The organism is Pseudomonas sp. F2, from assembly GCF_057174385.1.
The window spans coordinates 930,072-951,307 of record NZ_CM169904.1; the positions used below are offsets into that span (position 1 = coordinate 930,072).

Annotated in this window: 10 protein-coding genes; 6 read left to right on the plus strand and 4 right to left on the minus strand. The window is 60.0% G+C overall.

Going from position 1 to position 21,236, the window contains the following annotated elements:
* Nucleotides 1-20 precede the first annotated feature (20 nt).
* The 3 genes from AC193Q_RS04125 to AC193Q_RS04135 all read right to left on the minus strand — a co-directional run bounded on the left by AC193Q_RS04125 (nucleotide 21) and on the right by AC193Q_RS04135 (nucleotide 2,154).
* Complete coding sequence (locus AC193Q_RS04125) at nucleotides 21-389, minus strand: hypothetical protein (protein WP_095666830.1); 369 nt, start codon at nucleotides 387-389, stop codon at nucleotides 21-23.
* A gap of 231 nt (nucleotides 390-620) precedes the next feature.
* Nucleotides 621-1,460 carry a glutathione-dependent disulfide-bond oxidoreductase gene (gene yghU, locus AC193Q_RS04130; RefSeq protein ID WP_483879176.1) on the minus strand — a complete coding sequence of 280 codons (840 nt, stop codon included), beginning with the start codon at nucleotides 1,458-1,460 and terminating at the stop codon, nucleotides 621-623.
* Nucleotides 1,461-1,533: 73 nt separating this feature from the next.
* Nucleotides 1,534-2,154: a LysE family transporter gene (locus AC193Q_RS04135; RefSeq protein ID WP_121184982.1), complete on the minus strand. Its 621-nt coding sequence runs from the start codon at nucleotides 2,152-2,154 to the stop codon at nucleotides 1,534-1,536.
* A 176-nt stretch (nucleotides 2,155-2,330) separates the two neighbouring features.
* Between AC193Q_RS04135 and AC193Q_RS04140 the strand changes: the two genes are divergently transcribed.
* From AC193Q_RS04140 to AC193Q_RS04150, 3 genes are all read left to right on the plus strand, one after another.
* A complete protein-coding gene (locus AC193Q_RS04140) occupies nucleotides 2,331-3,224 on the plus strand; it encodes a LysR substrate-binding domain-containing protein (protein WP_121184984.1) in 894 nt (297 codons plus the stop codon).
* A gap of 235 nt (nucleotides 3,225-3,459) precedes the next feature.
* The gene (locus AC193Q_RS04145; RefSeq protein ID WP_483879177.1) at nucleotides 3,460-5,247 is read left to right on the plus strand and encodes a thiamine pyrophosphate-requiring protein; all 1,788 of its coding nucleotides are present in this window, start codon (nucleotides 3,460-3,462) and stop codon (nucleotides 5,245-5,247) included.
* 346 nt (nucleotides 5,248-5,593) lie between these two features.
* Nucleotides 5,594-6,307 (plus strand): DUF72 domain-containing protein, encoded by a 714-nt coding sequence (locus tag AC193Q_RS04150; RefSeq protein ID WP_483879178.1) that lies wholly within the window; start codon nucleotides 5,594-5,596, stop codon nucleotides 6,305-6,307.
* 45 nt (nucleotides 6,308-6,352) lie between these two features.
* Here the strand turns inward: AC193Q_RS04150 and AC193Q_RS04155 are convergent, their stop codons facing one another.
* A complete protein-coding gene (locus tag AC193Q_RS04155) occupies nucleotides 6,353-7,171 on the minus strand; it encodes an alpha/beta fold hydrolase (RefSeq protein WP_483879179.1) in 819 nt (272 codons plus the stop codon).
* 172 nt (nucleotides 7,172-7,343) lie between these two features.
* Between AC193Q_RS04155 and AC193Q_RS04160 the strand changes: the two genes are divergently transcribed.
* The 3 genes from AC193Q_RS04160 to AC193Q_RS04170 all read left to right on the plus strand — a co-directional run bounded on the left by AC193Q_RS04160 (nucleotide 7,344) and on the right by AC193Q_RS04170 (nucleotide 21,231).
* On the plus strand, nucleotides 7,344-7,793 hold the full coding sequence (locus AC193Q_RS04160) for a winged helix-turn-helix transcriptional regulator (RefSeq protein WP_121184992.1): 450 nt from the start codon (nucleotides 7,344-7,346) through the stop codon (nucleotides 7,791-7,793).
* Between the two features lie 154 nt (nucleotides 7,794-7,947).
* Nucleotides 7,948-9,654 (plus strand): ShlB/FhaC/HecB family hemolysin secretion/activation protein, encoded by a 1,707-nt coding sequence (locus AC193Q_RS04165; RefSeq protein ID WP_483879180.1) that lies wholly within the window; start codon nucleotides 7,948-7,950, stop codon nucleotides 9,652-9,654.
* A gap of 24 nt (nucleotides 9,655-9,678) precedes the next feature.
* Nucleotides 9,679-21,231: a two-partner secretion domain-containing protein gene (locus tag AC193Q_RS04170; RefSeq protein ID WP_483879181.1), complete on the plus strand. Its 11,553-nt coding sequence runs from the start codon at nucleotides 9,679-9,681 to the stop codon at nucleotides 21,229-21,231.
* The last annotated feature ends 5 nt before the right edge of the window (nucleotides 21,232-21,236 follow it).

Consider the following 21,236-nt stretch of genomic DNA (forward strand, 5'->3'; position numbering starts at 1 on the left):
AGCTGATCGAAAGCAGGGTGTCACCGTTGCCCTCGCGTATTTTGCGCCAGACGCTCACGCCAGTTGCCACCGTGCGTGCGTTGGCATGCCTCCTCGGAGTCGAAACACACGTTGCGCTCTGATGCGGGCAGGTCGATATCGGCCTCCCTCAGCGCGGTGGCCGTCAGTTCGAAGATCCGCGCTTTGGCTTGTGTGAGGGCGAGATTTTTGTTGGCCTCAGTATCGAACACCCAGATTACTTTCAGGGTCGCCGCCAACGCGTTCAGGTCAGCGGTGTGGGTCAGCCAGGTGAAGCCCTGGATTTCAGCTTTTGCGGTTTCACATGCGTCGGTGAGCGTGGCAATCAAGCGCCGCTCGATCCGCGCCAGTTCTCGTTTTCCAGCAGGCATTGCAGATCCTTTGACGACAGTGGTGGTGTGGTCTCACTGTAATTGCTGAGGATTCACAAATCCTCAAGTCCAACCCGAATTCCCTGTGGGAGCGAGCTTGCTCGCGAAAGCGGTAGGTCTGTTATGTCAGTGTTGACTGACTTGGCGCCTTCGCGAGCAAGCTCGCTCCCACAAAGGTTGCTGTGAAGCGGGATGCCCCTGTCCAGTACAAATCTTTGTGGGATTGTGGCGTCAATCCAGATCGCTGGCCTGATGCCGCTCGGCAACCTGGCTCGCCTCGTCACCCCAGGTGCGATTGACGCGCTGGCCACGAATCACCGCAGGGCGTTGGGCAATGTCCTCTGCCCAGCGCTGCACGTGGGTGTATTCGTGGGCCGCCAGAAATTCGGCGGCTGAATACACATTGTTCCGCACCAGTTGGCCGTACCACGGCCAGACCGCGATGTCGGCGATGGTGTAGCTGTCGCCGGCCAGGTAGCGACTTTCCTTGAGGCGTCGGTCGAGCACATCGAGCTGACGCTTGGTTTCCATGGTGAAGCGGTTGATCGGGTATTCGAGCTTCTCCGGCGCATACGCATAGAAGTGCCCGAAGCCGCCGCCCAGATAAGGCGCAGAGCCCATCTGCCAGAACAGCCAGTTCAGGGTTTCCGTGCGGCCAGCCGGGTCTTTGGGCAGGAAGGCGCCGAACTTTTCCGCCAGATACAGCAGGATCGAACCGGACTCGAACACCCGAATCGGCGGCTGTGCGCTGCGGTCGAGCAGCGCCGGAATTTTCGAGTTCGGATTGATCTCGACAAAACCGCTGGAGAACTGATCGCCCTCGTTGATGCGGATCAGCCAGGCGTCATATTCGGCCCCGGAATGCCCCAACGCCAACAGCTCCTCCAGAAGGATGGTCACCTTCACGCCATTGGGGGTCGCCAGGGAATACAGCTGCAGCGGATGTTTGCCGACAGGCAATGTCTTGTCATGCGTCGGCCCGGCAATCGGGCGATTGATGCTGGCGAAATGGCCGCCGGACGGCGCTTCGTGTTTCCAGACCTTGGGCGGAGCGTAGGGCGCTTTACTCATGAAATGGGCCTCATGGTGAACTTGCCGAGAATGACCTGACGGATATCAGACACGACAGCATAAACGCTCTAGCTCAAGACTGCGCAACCCCCGGAATGATCAAACACGCCGCCAGTCCCATCAGCGCAATCCCGATGAACTTGTCGAGGAGCCGCTGTTTTTCCAGCAGGCGACGGCGTAACCGTTCAGTGGAGAAAAACAGCGCAACCAGACTGAACCACAGCCAATGAATGACCGACATGAACAAGCCATAGGCAAAGTTCACCGTCAGCGAACTGCCAGGCTCCACCACCTGGCTGTAGGCCGCCACCACAAACATCATGGTTTTCGGATTCAGTGCATTGGTCAGAAAACCTGAGCAGAACACTTTCCAGGCTCGGGGCACCGAAGCGCTCGCATCGGAAAATATCAGCACCGATTGATTGGTAAAGGACTTGATGCCCAGATAGATCAGGTATGCGGCGCCCAACAGCTTCATCATCCAGAACAGCAATGGCGATTGGGTGATGATCAGCGCCACCCCGAACACCGTGTAGAACACATGAACCTGCACGCCACAGGCGATGCCCAGCGCAGCGAGCAGACCACTGCGTCGGCCGTAGGCATAGCTGTTGCGAGTGACCATGGCAAAGTCCGGGCCCGGGCTGATCACCGCCAGAAGGGTGATGGCGATTACCAGAAACAGTTCATTCATGCCTACGCTCCATCGCGTCATTTGCGCTACTTGATTTCACAGATGCACTGTCCGCAGTCATTCTTGCAAATGTTTGGAGGGATGCGGCAGGCTCCGAATGGCGCCATGATGGGGAATTGTCACGGGCAAAAAAAACGATTTATAGTCGCGAAAACCTGTGAGAAATCATCGCCTATATGAACCTGCCTCCGCTGGCTGCCTTTCGCTTCTTCAACACCGCCGCCCAGACCCAGAGTTTCGTCAAGGCTGCCGAACTGCTGCACGTCACCCACGGCGCAGTCAGCCGCCAGGTGCGTTTGCTGGAGGAGGCGATCGGGGTCGAATTGTTCGAGCGGCGTAACCGCGCGATCTTTCTCAACCATGCCGGGCGCTTGCTGTTCAATGTCACCGCGCCGATGTTCGAGCAGTTGCAGAGCACGGTTTATCGCCTGCAACGCGAAGTCCACGATGACGTGCTGGTGGTGTCCTGCGAGCCGACCATCGCCATGAAATGGCTGATCCCGCGACTGCCCGACTTCCACAGCGCGCATCCACAGTTGCAGGTGCAACTGCTGACGGCCGGCGGGCCGATCGACTTCGCTCGTTCAGGGGTGGATCTGGCGATCCGCCGTGACGATTTCCATTGGGACGAAACCGTGCACGGCGTGACCCTTTGTGAAGAGTGGATCGGCCCGGTCTGCGTGCCGTCCAGTCGACCTGACGGTGATCATTTGCGTGGCGCCTGCCTGCTGCACAGCAAGACGCGCCCGCAGGCGTGGGACAACTGGATGCGACTGGCTGGCATGAACGCATCGGGTGTCAGTCGGGTCGATTACGAGCATTTCTACCTGTGCATTCAGGCCGCGCTGGCCGGGCTGGGCGTCGGAATGGCGTCGTTTCTCATGGTGCAGGACGAACTCAAGTCCGGCCAGTTGATCGCGCCGTTCGGCTTTGTGCGGGACGGTTCGAGCTATTGCCTGCTGTCACCGCGACCCTTCGAACAGAGCGCCAATGCCATGCTTTTTCGCGAGTGGATTGCCCGGCAGATGAGTGCGTGCAGCCCACCGCTCGTGGATGATCTGAAGCCTTGACGACAGAGGGGCTGCAGTCAATGGGTCAGGCGTCATCGCCGCTCGTTCCTGCATGCACCAAAAACAACCTCAGAAGATCGCAGCCTCCGGCAGCTCCCAGAGGGAGCGGTTCGGCAATGCCGTCGGGTAAAAACAATCGAAACTTCGCGCGCGTCCCGACTGTCCAGACCCATGTACCGCCCGGCGAATATCTCGCCGGGCAGGCTTCATGCATCGGTGACAGGCGAGGAACGAAATGACGACGACAGTGGGCGATTTTCTGGTTGAGCGGCTCAGCCAATGGGGCGTCACGCGGATTTTTGGTTATCCGGGAGACGGCATCAATGGCGTATTCGGCGCGCTCGCCCGAGCCAATGGCAAGATCGAATTCGTTCAGGCCCGACACGAAGAAATGGCCGCGTTCATGGCGTCGGCCCACGCCAAATTCACTGGCGAACTGGGCGTGTGCATCGCCACGTCGGGGCCCGGCGCTTCGCACCTGATCACCGGTCTGTACGACGCGCGCATGGATCACCAGCCGGTGCTGGCGATAGTCGGTCAGCAGGCGCGGACGGCGCTCGGCAGTCATTACCAGCAGGAGCTGGATCTGGTCTCGATGTTCAAGGACGTGGCCGGGTCCTTTGTGCAGCAGGCCTCGGCGCCGTCGCAGGTGCGTCATCTGCTCGATCGTGCCGTGCGTACGGCGGTTGGCGAGCGGCGGGTGACGGCGATCATTCTGCCCAATGATTTGCAGGATCTTGCGTACGAGTCACCGGCGCGGGCACACGGCACTGCGCATTCCGGCGTCGGATACACCAAGCCGAAAGTGCTGCCCTACGAGGCGGATCTGCAGCGCGCCGCCGACGTTTTGAACAGCGGTGAAAAAGTCGCGATTCTGGTCGGCGCTGGCGCGTTGCAAGCGACGGATGAAGTGATCGCCATCGCGGAAAAACTCGGTGCTGGCGTGGCCAAGGCGTTGCTCGGCAAGGCCGCGCTGCCGGACGATTTGCCGTGGGTCACCGGCAGTATCGGCCTGCTGGGCACCGAGCCGAGCTACAAAATGATGAGTGAATGCGACACCTTGTTGATGATCGGCTCGGGCTTTCCCTATGCCGAATTTCTGCCCAAGGAAGGTCAGGCGCGTGGCGTGCAAATCGACCTGCAGCCGGACATGCTGAGCCTGCGTTACCCAATGGAGGTCAATCTGGTCGGTGACTCCGCCGAAACCCTCGCTGCGCTGCTGCCGTTGCTCGAACAGAAAACCTCGCACAAGTGGCGCAAGAAAATCGAAGGTTGGCGCAGCACCTGGGAGAAGACCCTGGAAAAACGCGCGATGTCCAAAGCCGATCCGATCAATCCGCAGCGGGTGGTGTATGAACTGTCACCGCGCCTGCCGGAGCAGGCGATCATTACCAGTGACTCGGGTTCGTGCGCCAACTGGTACGCCCGTGACCTGAAGATCCGTCGTGGCATGCAATGTTCGCTGTCCGGTGGCTTGGCCTCGATGGGCGCAGCCGTGCCGTATGCGATCGCCGCCAAGTTTGCGCACCCCGAGCGTGCGGTGATTGCGCTGGTGGGTGACGGCGCGATGCAGATGAACAACATGGCCGAGCTGATCACCGTCGCCAAATACTGGCGCCAATGGAGCAGCCCGAAATGGATCTGCGCGGTGTTCAACAACGAGGATCTGAATCAGGTCACCTGGGAGCAGCGGGTGATGGAAGGCGATCCGAAGTTCGAAGCCTCGCAGAGCATTCCCGATGTGCCGTATCACCTGTTCGCCATTTCCATCGGCCTGAAAGGGATTTTCGTCGACCGCGACGAGGACGTCGCTGCCACCTGGGAGCAGGCGCTGGCCTCGGACGTACCGGTGCTGATCGAGTTCAAGACCGACCCCAACGTGCCGCCCTTGCCGCCACACATCAAACTCGAACAGGCGAAGAAGTTTGCCACGACCTTGCTCAAGGGCGACTCTGACGAGGCGGGGGTGATCGTGCAAGCCGCCAAGCAGGTACTGGCCAGCGTCCTCCCCGGCAAAAAATAATCGTGCAGGCGCTTCGTCGCGCTCCAAATCTGTGAGCACCGCTGAACCCTGTGGGAGCGAGCTTGCTCGCGAAAGCGTTGTGTCAGGTGCAGCAATTGTGGAGGTGTCGACGCCTTCGCTGGCAAGCCAGCTCCCACAGGTATTTCGTCGTGTCCCAAATCTGTGAGCGCCGCAGAACCCTGTGGGAGCGAGCTTGCTCGCGAAAGCGTTGTGTCAGGTGCAGCGATTGTGGAGGTGTCGACGCCTTCGCTGGCAAGCCAGCTCCCAAGGTATTTCGTTGTGTCCTGAATCTGTGAACGAGGACCGTGGAGATTTTCATGGGTGAAGCAGCGAAGGTGCTTTTTTGATGTTCATCGGTTGCGCGGGCTGGAGTCTGGGGCGCGAGTATTGGCCGCAGTTTCCGGCCGAGGGTACGCATCTGCAGCGTTACGCGGCGCGGTTTGACTGCGTGGAAATCAACAGCTCGTTTTATCGTCCGCATCGGCGTCAGACCTATGCGCGCTGGGCGGATTCGGTGCCGCCGGGCTTTCGCTTTTCAGTGAAAGTGCCAAAGCAGATCACTCATGAATGGCGTCTGCGGGACTGTGATCAAGCGCTGGACGAATTTCTCGGGCAGTGCGAGGGGCTGGCCGATCGGCTGGGATGCTTGCTGGTGCAACTGCCACCGTCGCTGGCCTTTGAACCGACAAGCGCAGAGGCGTTTTTCGTGGCGTTGCGCCAACGCTTCGCCGGTGCCGTGGTGCTTGAGCCACGGCATGAGTCATGGGTAACGGCAGCGCCGATGCTGCAGGCGTATCGGATTGCCCAGGCCATGGTCGATCCGTCGCGGATCAGTACCGATGGTTCGGCGCAGGGCTGGACAGGGGTGCGTTATTGGCGATTGCACGGTTCGCCACGCATCTACCACAGCGCCTACAACGAGCGTTATCTGCAAGCGCTGGCAGAGCAGATGCAGGTCGCGGCAGCAGAGGGCGCCGCGGTCTGGTGCATCTTCGACAACACCGCCAGTGGTGCCGCGCTGGGTAACGCGTTGGCACTGGCAGCGTTGATGGCGGATTGAGCCAGGCGGACACGTCATCGCAGACGATCGTCGCGCCGATGATCGTCAGCGGTTGAGGAAGGCCAACAGATCCTCATTCAGCGCCTCGGCGTGGGTCACGGCAAAACCATGGGGCGCGCCAGCGTAGACTTTCAGCTCGGCGCCCTTGATCATCGCCGCCGCCTGTTTGCCGGTGGTTTCGAACGGCACGATCTGATCGCCGTCACCGTGGATTACCAGAGTCGGCACGTCGATCTTCGCCATGTCCGGGCGGAAGTCGGTTTGCGAAAACGCGGTGACGCAATCCACGGTGCCTTTCAGCGAGGCGAGCAGGGCGATGTTCAGGGTTTGCGTGAGCACGCCATCGGACACTTTCTGGCCCTGATTGGTGCCGTAGAATGGCGCGGCGAAGTCCGCGATGAACTGCGCGCGATCCTTGAGCAGGCCGGCCTTGATCCCGTCGAACACCGAGGTGTCGACGCCCTGCGGGTAATCGGCCTTCTTGCCGAACAGTGGCGTCACCGCGCCAAGCAGCACCAGCCCGGCAACGCGCTCGCTGCCGTGGCGGGCGATGTAGCGACTGACGTCGCCGCCACCCATGGAGAAGCCGACCAGCGTCACGTCGCGCAGGTCGAGGTGTTTGATCAGTTGCGCGATGTCGTCGGCGAAGGTGTCGTAGTCGTAGCCGCTCCACGGTTGATCCGAGCGGCCGAAACCACGACGGTCGAAGGCAATCGTGCGGTAGCCGCGACTGCTCAGGTATTCCATCTGGTATTCCCACATGTCGGCATCCAGCGGCCAGCCATGGCTGAACAGCACGGGCTTGCCGCTGCCCCAGTCCTTGAAATAGATCTGTGTGCCGTCATCGGTAGTGAATGTGCTCATGGAAACTCCTTGCTTGAGTACGCGTTGGGGAGGGGCTGTAAAAGCAGGATTCACTATCCGCGCAATCGACCGTGGCCACTTGTATGCAGGTGCTGCGCTGGCGGCGTGGTTCTTTTCCGCGAACACAGTTGTAAAATGCAACCACACGCTGGATTTGACGGAGAAACACCCTGTGAAGCGCAAAAGCCTGCACGGCAACGCCTGCCCGGTCGCCCGTACGCTGGATTTGATCGGCGACTGGTGGTCGCTGCTGATCATCCGCGATGCGCTGGAGGGCATCCGCCGCTTCAGTGATTTTCAGAAGAATCTGGACATCGCCAAGAACATGCTCAGCGCCCGGCTCAAGGCCTTAGTTGAGCAGGGGATCCTGCAAACCGTGCCGGCCGCCGATGGCGGTGCCTATAAGGAATACGTGCTGACCGAACGCGGCAAGGCCTTGCAGACGGTGATCGTTGCGCTGTCGCAGTGGGGCGGCGAACACCTGTATGCGCCGGGGGAGGCGGGTTCGGTGATGGTTGACGCGCAGCAGCGGCAGCCGATCAGGAAGCTGGAATTGCGTTCAGCGGATGGCCGCCTGCTGGCACCGCAGGACGTGGCGACGAAGTTGGGCGTTGCGCACTGAACCAGGGATTAACCCCGGAAAACCGCAACCGCGTCGATTGTTCAATCCCTGTTACAAACCCGACAAACGGTCGAAATGTTTGTTTGACGTCAAAATGATGGCCATCTAATATCGCGCCACTATTTTGATGTCATTCCGTCTCGAGGGATCGAACATGTATCCACCCGCCCTCGTGGCGAGGTTGTGCGTAGCTTTGCTGTGCCTGTCTCCGCTTCAAATAGCTTTCGCTGCACCGACCCCCGGTGAGACCGACCTGATCCGCGATCGCCAAAATCGCCTGCTCGAAGAGCAGCAGCGGCGTCTTGAAGACCTGAAAAATCTGCCCGGCAAAGAGGCAGGTCCAGCGCAACCAGCGGCGCCCACCGACACCCGTTGTTTCCCGATCAAGGACATCGAGCTCAAGGGCGCCGACAGTCTGTCCGACAGCGACAAAACCCGTCTGCTCAAGCCCTACATCGACCAGTGCCTTGGTGTACCCCAGCTCAACGAGCTGCTGAAAGTCATCACCGACCATTACATCGAGAAAGGCTTGGTCACCAGCCGCGCCTACCTGCCGCAGCAGGATCTGTCCGGCGGGCACCTGAAAGTGCTGGTGGTCGAAGGCAAACTCGAAGGCATGAAGGGCGCCGAGAACAGCCAGCTTTCGCAGCGCGAACTGGCGATGGCCTTTCCCGGCAAGTCCGGCGAACTGGTCAACCTGCGCGAGATCGAGCAGATGGTCGATCAGCTCAATCGCCTGCCGTCCAATCAGGCCAAGATGGAGCTGGCGCCGGGCAAGAACGTCGGCGGCAGTGAAGTGCTGGTCACCAATAACCCGCAGAAGCCATGGCGTGCCGGACTGTCGCGCAGCAACGACGGCCAACGCAGCACCGGTGAACAGCAGTGGGGCACCACTTTCGATTGGGACAGCCCGCTGGGCCTGGCCGATCAGTTGAGCCTGCGCGGCGGTCACGATGCAATGACTGACCACCAGCACACCTCCAGCAACGCCATGCTCAATTACAACCTGCCGTGGGGCTGGTGGAACTTCAGCTACACCTACAGCCAGAGCGACTACCGCTCGCAGATCGCCGCCAACGGCTACAACTTCAAGCAGACCGGCGACAGCGAAAACCATCAGCTGCGCGCCGAGCGGGTGATCCATCGCGACTCGGTGAGCAAGACCTCGCTCAGCGCCGGCCTGTCCTACCTGCGCACCAACAACTACATCGAAGACAGCAAGCTCAAGCTGAGCAGCAACCGCATCAGCGAAGCGCAGTTCGGCTTCAACCACGGTCGCCGCATCGGCAGCGCCTTCGTCAACTTCGACGCCGGCATGCAGGAAGGCATCGGCGCGTTCGACGCGCAGGGCAGCCACGATCCAGGCCCGGGCGAACCGGACGCACGCTACCGCAAATACACCGCAACCCTGAGCTATCTGCAACCGTTCAAAGTGTGGGGCGAATCCTTCAGCTTCAGCAGCCTGATGACCGGCCAGCGCAGCGAGGACGTGCTGTTCAGTTCACAACGCACCAGCCTCGGCGGGCTGTCGTCGATCCGTGGCTACAAGGATCAGTCGCTGTCCGGCGACAGCGGCGGTTACTGGCGCAACGACCTGCGCTGGAGCCGTCCGGTGACGGCCGAATGGCTGCGTCCGGTGTTCGCTGAATACGGCACCAGCCTCGGTTACGACCAGGGCGTGATTCGCGGCGACCGCTACAATGGTGATCAGCACGGGCGCATGTCGAGCAACTCGCTGGAACTGTTCGCCCGTGGCGAGCACGTGGCCGCCAGCGTGACCTTTGCGCACTCCCTCGAACGCCCGGACGTGCTGACCGAGCGTGAAGCGCCGATTTATTTCCGCCTCGACTTTTTCATCTAATTCAAATTCTTCGAGACCATCGACATGGATGTTCGTCAGTTCGCCTTCCTTGCAGGCCAGCCTTCTGCGGCCGTAAAAAACCGTGAGTCGTTTCTGGGCATGCCCAAGCGCGGGCTGGCGTTCCTGCTGGCGAACGTCATGTTCTGGCAACCGATGTGGGCGCAGGCCGACGGCATTGTCGTGGCCAACCCGAACACCGCGCTGGATCGGGCCGGCAATGGCGTGCCGATCATCAACATCGCCACGCCCAACGGCAGCGGCCTTTCGCATAACCAATTCCACGATTACAACGTCGGCGCGCAGGGCGTCATCCTCAACAACGGCTCGACGCAAACCTCGAACACCCAGTTGGCCGGGCACATCATCGGCAACCCGAACCTGAAAAACAGCGGTTCGGCGCAAGCGATTCTCAACGAAGTCATCAGCGGCAACCCGAGCCAGTTGCGCGGTTACACCGAGGTGGCGGGGCAGTCGGCGCGGGTGATTGTCGCCAACCCGTACGGCATCACTTGCAACGGTTGCGGCTTCATCAATGCACCCCGCGTGACGCTGAGCACCGGCAAACCGGTGCTGGATAACGGCCGTCTGGATCGCTTCCAGGTCGACCAGGGCAGCGTCGCCATCGAAGGCGCCGGCCTCAATGCGAGCAACGTCGACCGTTTCGAGATTATCACCCGCAGTGCGAAGATCAACGCGCAACTGCAGGCGCAGAACCTGACCATCGTTGCCGGTCGCAATGACGTCAACGCGCAGACCTTGAACGCCACCGCCCGCGCCGATGATGGCAGCGCCAAACCGCAACTGGCAATCGACTCCTCGGCACTCGGCGGGATGTATGCCGGGGCGATCAAACTGGTGGGCACCGAGTCCGGGGTCGGCGTGAAGCTCGACGGCAAACTGATTGCCAGCGGTGGCGATATTCAGCTTGATGCCAACGGTCAATTAAGCCTTGTCGATACCTCGGCGACCGGTGCGGTCAACGTCAAGGCTGCCAGTCTCGATGCGCGCGGGCCGGTGTATGCCGGCACGGCATTGAACGTGCAGACCCAAGGCAATCTGACCAACCGGCAAACCCTCGCGGCCCGCGACAGTATTGCCTTGAGTGCCGGCGGACAATTGACCAACGGCGGCGTCATCGAAGCCGGGGTCAATGCCGACGGCGGGCGCAACGGCAACGGTGATCTGAACCTGAGTGCGCAGCGTCTCGACAACACTGGCAAGAGTCTGGTCGCCAGCCGCAGTCTCACTGTCAGCACCGCGCAAACCCTGAACAATCAGGGCGGTACGTTGAGCGGTCAAAGCACCACGATCAGCGCCGGTACGCTGGACAACCGCAGCAGCGGCCGCGTGCTCGGCAACGCGACGCTGAACGTCAACGCCAATCAAGTCCTCAATACTCAAGGGTTGATTCACAGCGCGGGCAACCTGACCGGTAGCCTCGGTCTGCTGGACAACAGCAATGGTGAGGTTTCCAGTAGCGGTGTCACCCGATTCAGCGCGGCGACAGTGAACAATCGCAGCGGTCAGATCCTTGGCGATCTGGGGTTGAATCTCGACCTCAGTGGCGCGCTGGACAACCGCGACGGCGTGCTCGGCTCGGGACAATCGGTGAACCTGCAGGCTGCCAGCCTCGATAACCGCGATGGCGGTGTGCTGGTCAGCGACGGCGGCCTGACCTTGCGCGTGCGCGGTCTGCTCGACAACCGCAACAAAGGCGAGATCACTGCCAAGGGCGCCATCGATGCGCAAACCGGCAGCCTCGACAACCGCGACGGCAAACTCATCGGTAAAACCACCCTGGCACTGCGCAGCGATACCGCGGACAACCGTGCCGGCGTGATCCAGGCCGATCAGCAATTGACACTTAACGTCGACCGCCTGGACAACCGCGACAAGGGCCAGATCACCGGCAAGTCCGGTATTGCCTACACCGGCACACGTCTGGACAACAGCGGCGGACTCATCAGTGCGGTCGGTCCAGTCAGCCTCAACGCGGGCGAAGTGCAAAACGCCGCAGGTCGGATCTCCAGCCAGAGCGATCTCACGGCGATCATCGGTTTGCTGCAACAACAGGGCGGTGCGCTGGTCGCTCAGGGCAATCTGAGCCTGACCGGCAAGACCCTCGACAACCGCAATGGCGGTCTGGTCGGCACCACAAAAGCGCTGACCCTGACGGTCGACGACATCGACAACCGTAACGGCGAAATCTCCAGCAGTCTGCTGCTGAACATCAAAGGCCAGCGCCTGGACAACAGCGACAGCGGCAAGCTGCTGGCCGGCACCGATCTGGGGCTCGCCGTGGCGGAACTGATCAACCTGAATAAAGGCCTGATCAGCGCCAAGGGCGCAACCACGCTTACTGGCAGCAGCCTGGATAACAGCGGCGGTCGCCTCAACAGCCTCAACGGCCTGGTGATTACCCTCGACGATGCCCTGATCAACGCGCAGGGCACTATCAGCAGCGAGGGCACGCTGACGGCCAATCTCGGCCGATTCGACAACAGTGCCGGTAGCCTGAGCACAGCCGGCGTCTTGTCGGTAACCAGCCGTGGCCTGGTACTCAATCGGGCGGGTTCGATCGGCACCGACAACACGTTGACCCTGACCAGCGCCAGTCTCGATAACAGCCAGAAAGGTTTGATCAGTGCCAAAGGCGCCAGTCATGTCGATACCGGCGACTTCGACAACAGCCTGGGCGGCAAACTCACCAGTGAAGCGTCTCTGACGCTCAAGGCCGCTCAGGTCAACAACGCCACTGGCCGGATTGCCAGCCAGCAAGCGTTGAACGTATCGGTCACCGGGCTGGATCAGCAGGGTGGCGAGCTGTTCAGCAAGGCAGACCTGACCCTTGATTTGAACCACGGCCAATTGAACAACCAGAACGGTCTGATCAACGCGCCCGGCACGCTGCTGCTGAAAAACCTCAATGGCGTGAACAACCAGCGCGGCGAGATCTCCAGCCAGCAAGCATTCACGCTTGCGGCCACCAACCTGGACAACAGCAACGGCAAGCTGATCAGCCAGCAAGGGCTGACGCTGCGCATTGCGGCAGCGCTGAATAACCTCAAAGGCGTGATTTCTGCGGCGGCACTCGACAGCCATTCCGTGAGCCTCGACAACCAGAATGGCTTGATCAGCAGTCGCGGCCCACTGGTGCTGACCACCGACAAGACCTTGAACAACCAGTCCGGCACACTCATCGCCGACGGTGAACTGACGCTGACCGCCGATACGCTGGTCAACCAGCAGGGCAGCATTGCCGGCAAGTCCGATGCGTCCATTCAGGTAAAAAGCCTGAACAACCAGAACGCTCAACTGATCGCCACCGGCGTACTCAAACTCAGCGCCGAGACCCTCGACAACCGCCAGGGTGGCTTGCTCGGTTCGACCAAAGCCATGACCCTGACGGTCGATGAACTGGACAACCGTGGCGGTGAAATCACCACCAACAGCGATCTGTTGCTGACCGGTAAAAAACTCGATAACAGCGATGGCGGCAAGGTTTTCACCAGCAAGGCATTGACGCTCACGGTCGATCAGTTGCTAAACCGCAACAAAGGCCTGATCGATACGGGCACGCTGCTGAAGCTGCAAGGTCGTACGCTGGACAACAGCGGCGGTGAATTGCTCAGCCAGCAGGACATGCTGCTGAACCTCAGCGGCGACTTCACCAACCACCTCGGCAAAGTCAGCAGCGAAGGCGCGCTGACCGTCACTTCCGCGCAACTGAGCAACACTGGCGGCAGCCTGTCCAGCGCTGCAGATCTCATCCTCGACAGCACTGGCAAGGTCGATAACCAGGGCGGCCGGATCGTCACCGATGGCGCCCTCGTGCTGAAAAGTACTGGCCTGGATAACCGGCAGAAGGGCACCCTCAGCGGCAAAGGCGCGGTCACGGTCACGACCGGTGACTTCGATAACAGCAGCGGTTCGCTGAGCAGCGCCGACACGCTCGATCTCGTCGCCGGCCAGGTCACCAACAGCGATGCAGGCAGCATCGGCAGCCAGGGCGCACTGACCGCGTCGGTGACCGGCTTCGATCAACAGGGCGGCAAGCTGCTCAGCAACACGCGCCTGAACCTGAACCTGAATCACGGCCAGTTGAACAACATCAACGGCGTGATCAGCGCGCCTGGCACTCTGTTGCTCAAGCAACTCAATGGCGTCAACAACCAGGGCGGTACGATCTCCAGCACTGAAGCGTTCACCCTGACCGCGCAGAGCCTGGACAACAGCAACGGCAAACTCCTGAGCAATCAGGGCCTGACCCTGCGCATCGCAAACGCGCTGGACAACGTCAAAGGCCTGATCGGCGCGGCGTCGATCGATGTGCGGGCGGGCAGCCTGAACAACAGCGGCGGCAGCCTGGTCAGCCGTGGCGATCTTGAACTCACGGTCGATGGCCTGCTGCGCAACGACGCCAGCGGTCTGATCAGTGCCGCGCAGGCGCTGAACATCAGCAGCGCCGATCTGAACAACCAGAGCGGCACGCTGCTGGGTGTCAGCGCGGTCACGCTCAATGCGATGGCGCTGAACAACCGTGACAGTGGTTTGATCAACAGCAAGGGCAATCTGAAGCTGACCGCGACCAGTCTGGACTCCAGTAATGGCGGTGAAGTCTCCGCCGCGGGTGACATCGATCTGACCCTGACTTCGTTGACCCAGAACGGCGGCCGCCTGTTGGGCGACCAAGCCATCACGCTGGACCTGGGCAATGGCGACCTCGACAACCAGAACGGCCTGCTCACCGCCAAGGGACCGTTGACCCTCAAGCGCCTGCGCGACCTGAACAACCAGCGCGGTGAGATCTCCAGCAACCTGAGTTTCGACGTCATCGCTCGTGCCGTGAACAACAACGCCGGCAGGTTGATCAGCGGCGAAAAACTCTTGCTGCGCGGCACCACACTGACCAACCAGAAGGGCTTGCTGTCCGGCTGGCAAGGGTTGAGCGTCAGCGGCAACAGCCTCGACAACCGCGACAGCGGCACACTCTCGAGCAAATTCGGTGATGTCGCGGTCGAGCTCCAGAACGCGTTGCTCAACAGTGGCGCCGGTGCACTGGTTGCCGAGGGCAGCCTGACCGTCAAGGCCGGCAGCCTCGATAACAGCAACAAAGGCATTCTGAGCAGCGGAGCAGGGCAGAGCCTGACGCTGAACGGCGCGCTCAATAACAGTCAGGGCGGCTTGATCGCCAGCGACGGTGCGCTGGATCTGCTGAGCATGGCGCTGACCAACGTCGACGGCGCGATCAATGCGCAGCAGGCGATCAACGCCACGGTTTCGCGACTGGACAACAGTGGCGGCCAGATCGCCAGTAACGACGCGATCACCCTCAACCTCAGCGGCGACCTCGACAACAACGGCGGCCGATTGGCCGGTGCAGGCCCGGTGCAGATCAAAGGCGTGACCGACCTGAGTAACCAGAACGGCCAAATCGCCAGCCAGAAAAGCCTCGAGCTTTTGACCGGCTCGCTGGACAACAGCAACAAGGGCACCATCGCCGCCAATGATCTGCTGCAAATCACCGCCAGCGGCGCGGTGCGCAACAACGCTGACGGCTTGATCTACAGCCAGAACGCCGCCCTGCAACTGAAGGCGGCGAGCCTGAACAATGGCAAAGGCGCGCTGCAAAGTGAAAACGGCCTGACCCTCGATGTCAGCGGCAATCTCGACAACCAGAGCGGCAAAGTCATCGCGCAAAACGGTGATGTGAGCGTCAACGCCGCCAACATCGATAACCGCGGCGGCATCCTGTCCAGCATCAAAGGCGCACTCGAAGCGCGGACGGTGGGTGTGCTGCGTAATGGCTACGACCTCAACAACAACCGCCAGGGCGGCATCATTCAGGCGCAAGGTCTGAAGCTGACGGCATTGGCGGGGCTGGACAACAACGGCGGACGCATCTCCGCGCAAGCGACAGACGCAAACATCGCCACCGCCGGATTCGATAACCGCAACGGTGTGCTTTATGCCAAAGGTCTGGTGGGCGTCAGCGGCACCAACCTGGACAACGCTGCCGGGCAGATTGCCGGTGAGCGCATCGACTTCGGCCTCAGCGGCGCACTGGGCAACGTTGCGGGTGTCATTGAAAGCAACACGCAACTCGCCGTCAGGGCGGCCAGCGTCAACAACCAGAATGGTCGTCTGCGTTCGCTGGGCAACTGGGGCAAGACCGATTTGCAGATCGGCGGCCAACTCGACAACCGTAACGGCGTGCTGGAAACCGCCAACACCGACATGACCGTCAACGTCGGCAGCTTCCTCAATGACGGCGGTCAGCTCAACCACGTCGGCCGCGGCAAGTTCGAGATCTCCACGGCCAATGTGATCGGTGCGGGGGGCAGCATCACCACTGGTGGGCTGCTGGAACTCAATGCCGATACCTGGAACAACTCCAGCGTGATTCAGGCCGGAACCTTGAACGTCAACGTCCGGCAGTTCAGCCAGAGCGCCAGCGGCAAGTTGCTGGCCTCGGATGTGTTGCAGGTGCGAGGCGGCAACTGGACCAACGACGGCTTGATCGCCAGTGATGGTCTGATCGATATGCAGTTGAGCGGCAGCTACAGCGGCAATGGCCGACTGTCGAGCCAGCGCGGGACTTACCTCTCTGCTGCACAGATGAACATCGGCGCGAACGGCAGCTTCGCCGCGGGTGCGACCTCGACCATCAGTGTGGGCGGGGCCCTCGTCAACGCCGGGCGCATCACTTCCAGTGAAGACCTGACCGTCAATGCCGGTAGTGTGACCAACTACGGCACCCTCGGGGCGGCGCAGAACCTGAACATCAGCACGCCATCGTTGCTCAATGATCGCGGGCTGATTTTCAGCGGCAACGACATGACGCTCAGTGTGGGCAATCTGACCAACCAGAACGGTGATTTCTACGGGTTGGGGAATGTGACCATCAAGGGTTACGAGACCGCACAGGCCAGTCAGGTGTCGAACCTGTCGGGTTCGATGGAGAGCGGCAAGACCTTCAAGATTGACGCAGCCAACTTCGCCAACCGCACCTCGGGAGACGACGGTACGCAGAGCTTCGCCCTGAGTCGTAAGCTGGTTTCCGGCTTCATCGGCGTTCAGTGCGGCGATTGTTCAGGAGGCACCTACGACGTCAATCTGATTGCTCACGAAGTCTTCGAAGGTGGGCAGGACAATGACACCACGGCATCGTCATTGCTGACAGCCGGTGGCGATTTCATCTTCAACGGCGGTGAATTCCTCAACAGCAAAAGTACGCTCAGCGCTTCCGGCAACATCACCATCAACGCCAACAATATGCGGAACGTCGGTGCGGTGAGTGGCAGCATCGAACGCACCCGAATCTTCCGTACCGGCGCGATCGACTCAGGCTCGTTCAATGTCTTCATGCCTGAGGTGGTGGCGTACAACCAGCGCAATAACCCTGATTTTCCGAACGTCTATTACATCGACGGAACCGGGAACTTTGCTCAAGGCGTCGTCACCTCGGCGACGGGGCGGGAACCTGGTCACGACGGCGGTCTGACCCGGGTGGTCGTGATCAAGGACTCGGTGACAAACAAGTCGGTGGGCGACCTCACCCTGTCCGGTTATGCCTGGGGTAACACCAGTCCGCAATCGCAATATGATCCGAATAACCTGGTCGACATGCCGACCAGACTGCAGGGCTTCACACTGACCTCTGACAAAGAAGTCGCCACTGACGGCACCAGTCCAGTCGCGGGTCGCAACGCGGTCATTCAGGCTGGCGGCAATGTCTCGATCACCGCTACCAAGGAACTGCAGAACAGCGTGATCCACGAGGATTACGGCTCTACCGGCGGTACCAATAAAGTTGGCAACACCAACGTCGGCAACACCGGCACCACCGTTATCCGCATCAACAGCCAACTGCCGCCGGACCTCGCCCAACAGCAGGTCAACCCGCTGTCCCTACCAGGCTTCTCCCTGCCAACCGGGGAGAATGGTCTGTTCCGCTTGAGCGGGCAGGGCGCCGCTGATACCGCGCCAGTCGCCGCGACCGGCCCGGCGCCAACCTGGACCGTAGGTGGGCAAACCGTCACTACCGAGGCACACGTAGTAGCCGGAAGCAGCGGCGGCCCGCGCAATCTTTTCATTGATGCACCGCCCGCAGTCTCCGACAGTACGCGCGCAGTGGATACGTTCCACCGCACCCCGAGTGTCGTGCAGGCCGTGGCCAGCACGGTCGACGTCAACGTGCCGGTGAAACCCGCCGGCCCGGGCATGAAAGACCGTGGCAACGACGCCATGGAGTCGATCGACACCCGTCCGGTGACCCGCGTCACCGGTCTGCCGGACACCAAGGCGCCGTCCAACGCGCACAAATACCTGATCGAAACCAACCCGGTGCTGACCGACCTCAAGTCGTTCATGAGCTCCGACTACCTGCTGGAAAAACTCGGCCACGACCCCGACCAGAGCGCCAAGCGTCTCGGCGACGGCTTCTACGAACAACGCCTGATCCAGCAAGCCGTCACCGCCCGCACCGGCCAGGCGTTCATCGACGGCCAGACCTCCAACGAGGGCATGTTCAAGTACCTGATGAACAACGCCATCGCCAGCAAGGATGCACTCAACCTGTCGGTAGGCGTCGGCCTCACCTCGCAGCAAGTCGCCGCGCTGACCCACGACATCGTCTGGCTCGAAGAGCACGAAGTGAACGGTGAGAAAGTGCTGGTGCCGGTGGTTTATCTGGCGCAGGCCAATGGTCGTCTGGGTCCTACCGGGGCGCTGATTGCCGGTAATGATGTGACGCTGATTGCCGGTGAAAACCTGGATAACGTCGGGACGTTGAAGGCGACGAATAATCTGTCGGCGACGGCGGGCAAGGATCTGGTCAACAGTGGAGTGATCGAAGCGGGCAACCGTCTTGATCTGCTGGCGACCAACAATATCGTCAACAAGTCCGGCGGGATCATCGCCGGGCGCGACGTGAACCTGACGACTCGCACCGGGGATGTGATCAACGAACGGACCATCACCTCGTCCGACAACAGCACCCGATTCGGCACCCAGCATCATGACTACGCCGACAACGCCGCACGGATCGAAGCGGCCAATGACCTGACCGTCAAAGCGGCCAACGACATCAACATCACCGGTGGCGTGATGAAAAGCGGCCAGGACATGGTCCTGAATGCGGGGCGCGACATTAACGTGTCGTCGGTGCAAGTTACCAACAGTGTGTTCCATGACGATCGGCACAACAGCAGCGACATCACCCAATTGGGTGCTGATATTGGTGCTGGGCGTGACTTCAAGGCTGATGCGAGTCGTGATCTCACAGTCATCGCCAGTCAGATCGACGCCAAGCGTGACCTTGCGATGTCAGCCACCGAAAACCTGACTGTTAGTTCGGCCGCTGATGAAGAACATTCTTTATCCAAGAATAAGAAAGTTACCCGTCAGGAAGATCACGTCAGCCAGGTCATGTCCGGTATTACCGCAGGCGGTGATGTGGCGTTGGCTGCGGGCCAGAATCTTGCGGTGATCTCTAGCCGCATCACCTCAGGGGATGAGGCTTATCTGGTGGCCGGGGATCGTATCGATATCCTTGCCGCGCAGGACACGGATTACTCGTTGTATGACATGAAGAAAAAGGGCAGCTTCGGCAGCAAAAAAACCAAGCGCGACGAAGTCACTAGCGTCACTCATGTCGGCACTGAAATCACCACAGGTGGAGACCTGATTTTGGTCAGTGGTGGTGATCAGCGCTATCAAGTGGCGAAGCTTGATAGCGGTAACAACCTGATGGTGCAAAGCGGTGGTTCCGTGACCTTTGAAGGGGTAAAGGACCTCAAGCAGGAAAGTCACGAAAAAAGCAGTAGCAGCCTGTCTTGGAACTCCATGAAGGGTAAAGGACACACCGACGAAACTCTGCGACAAAGTGAATTGACCGCAGAGGGGAATCTGGTGATCAGAGCTGTCGATGGCCTGAAGATTGATATCAGGCAAATCGATCAGAAAACGGTGAGTCAGACCATCGAGACAATGGTGCAGGCTAATCCGCAGTTAGCTTGGTTGAAGGACGCCGAGCAACGCGGAGATGTGGATTGGCGCAAGGTGCAGGAGGCTCATGAGAGCTTCAAGTACAGCCACTCGGGACTTGGTCAGGGTGCGATGTTGGCGATCATCATCATCGTGACCGCATTGACTGCGGGTGCAGCAAGTGCCGCTGTAGGTACGGCGGCTGGAGCGACGGCAGGGTCGGGAACCGCCATGGCGGCTGCAGGAACGTCGCTTGCAGGCACGGCGACCGCCGCCGGTTGGGCGAATATTGCTGCAACTGCTGTGTTGACGTCTGCTGCCAGTGGCGCAGTGATCAGTACGATCAATAATGGAGGGAATCTGGGAGCAGTTATCAAGGATGTCACTTCAACCGACAGTCTGAAAAACTATGTAGCGGCTGGGGTTAGTGGTGGCATTGCGGGTCAGGCTATTGGTGTTCGATTGGCGGTTAATTCGGCACTGAAAACTGTTGTCAACGGTGGGAAGTTCAAAGACAACTTGAGTCAGGCGGTAATCGGCCTGGCGGCAGATGCCTTGAGCGGTGCCATTTACGAAAAAGTCGGTGATAGCCTTCTTGGCAGTGGTTTACCAACCAAAGTCGCCGTGCATGCGATTGTCGGTGGATTGATCGGTGAAGCTGCCGGTGGAGACTTTGCAACCTCCGCATTGGCTGCCGGCGCGAACAAGGCACTCATTGACTTAGCCGGGGAGAAAATATTCCCGGGTGCCGCGCACGATCAAGTATTGGCCATGACCTCTCAACTGCTGGGCATGACGGTAGCTGCCGCAGCGGGAGGAAGCGATAAAGATCAACAAGTTGCAGGATGGGTGGCACAGCAAGCTACAGCTAATAACTACTTGACCCATGCGCAGAAAGAGGCCATTTCCAAGCAGTTGGTAGAGGCGTGTGGGAAGGATGTGCAATGTCAGGAAAATGAGCTGAGCAAGTGGAAGCCTATAGCCGACAGCCAGAATGGTTTCAATGAGGCTGAGCAGGCTCAATTTGACCAGGCTAGCAAGACCCTGGGAGAGAAGTTGCTGCTGAATTGTCAGTCGGAGTTCTGTAAGGCTTTCACTTTAGTCAGCGTAAAAATGGCGAACCTGAGCTGCGGCACTATCTCGTGTTTGCGGGAAACAGCCGGAGAAACTCAAAAGTCGCAATACCTGCTTCAAGGGCAATGGGGTAAGCTTTTTCTTGATGCGTTAGGAGATGGTGGCGCCATCGCGGGTGCGATTCTCCCAGTCCTTACGGCCTCCAAGGCAGTGGGAGGGGCAGAAACAATTATTGATGTCGCAGGTGGTGCAAAAGGTAGTCTCCCAGAAATCAAGATGGTTGATGGTTTCTACCAGGCGGAAGGAACTCCTTTCAAATTCTCAGAGTATTACTACAATCGCTTATGGTCGACTGGGCGTGGGGCACCTTTTGTTCAGGCGGATGAGGTCCTGAAAACAGCAACAACGGTTACGCCGGATAGGATGGCAGGGTTCTTTCGTTATACGAATGGCTCGATGGAGATGGTTTATAATCCTGTTACTAAAGAAGTTTGGCATCTTCAACCTTTAAGGTAGTTAAT

Coding starts and splice junctions, on each gene's coding strand:
- AC193Q_RS04125 (WP_095666830.1), bottom strand. CDS start 389: ATGCCTGCTGGAAAACGAGAACTGGCGCGGATCGAGCGGCGCTTGATT.
- yghU (WP_483879176.1), bottom strand. CDS start 1,460: ATGAGTAAAGCGCCCTACGCTCCGCCCAAGGTCTGGAAACACGAAGCG.
- AC193Q_RS04135 (WP_121184982.1), bottom strand. CDS start 2,154: ATGAATGAACTGTTTCTGGTAATCGCCATCACCCTTCTGGCGGTGATC.
- AC193Q_RS04140 (WP_121184984.1), top strand. CDS start 2,331: ATGAACCTGCCTCCGCTGGCTGCCTTTCGCTTCTTCAACACCGCCGCC.
- AC193Q_RS04145 (WP_483879177.1), top strand. CDS start 3,460: ATGACGACGACAGTGGGCGATTTTCTGGTTGAGCGGCTCAGCCAATGG.
- AC193Q_RS04150 (WP_483879178.1), top strand. CDS start 5,594: ATGTTCATCGGTTGCGCGGGCTGGAGTCTGGGGCGCGAGTATTGGCCG.
- AC193Q_RS04155 (WP_483879179.1), bottom strand. CDS start 7,171: ATGAGCACATTCACTACCGATGACGGCACACAGATCTATTTCAAGGAC.
- AC193Q_RS04165 (WP_483879180.1), top strand. CDS start 7,948: ATGTATCCACCCGCCCTCGTGGCGAGGTTGTGCGTAGCTTTGCTGTGC.
- AC193Q_RS04170 (WP_483879181.1), top strand. CDS start 9,679: ATGGATGTTCGTCAGTTCGCCTTCCTTGCAGGCCAGCCTTCTGCGGCC.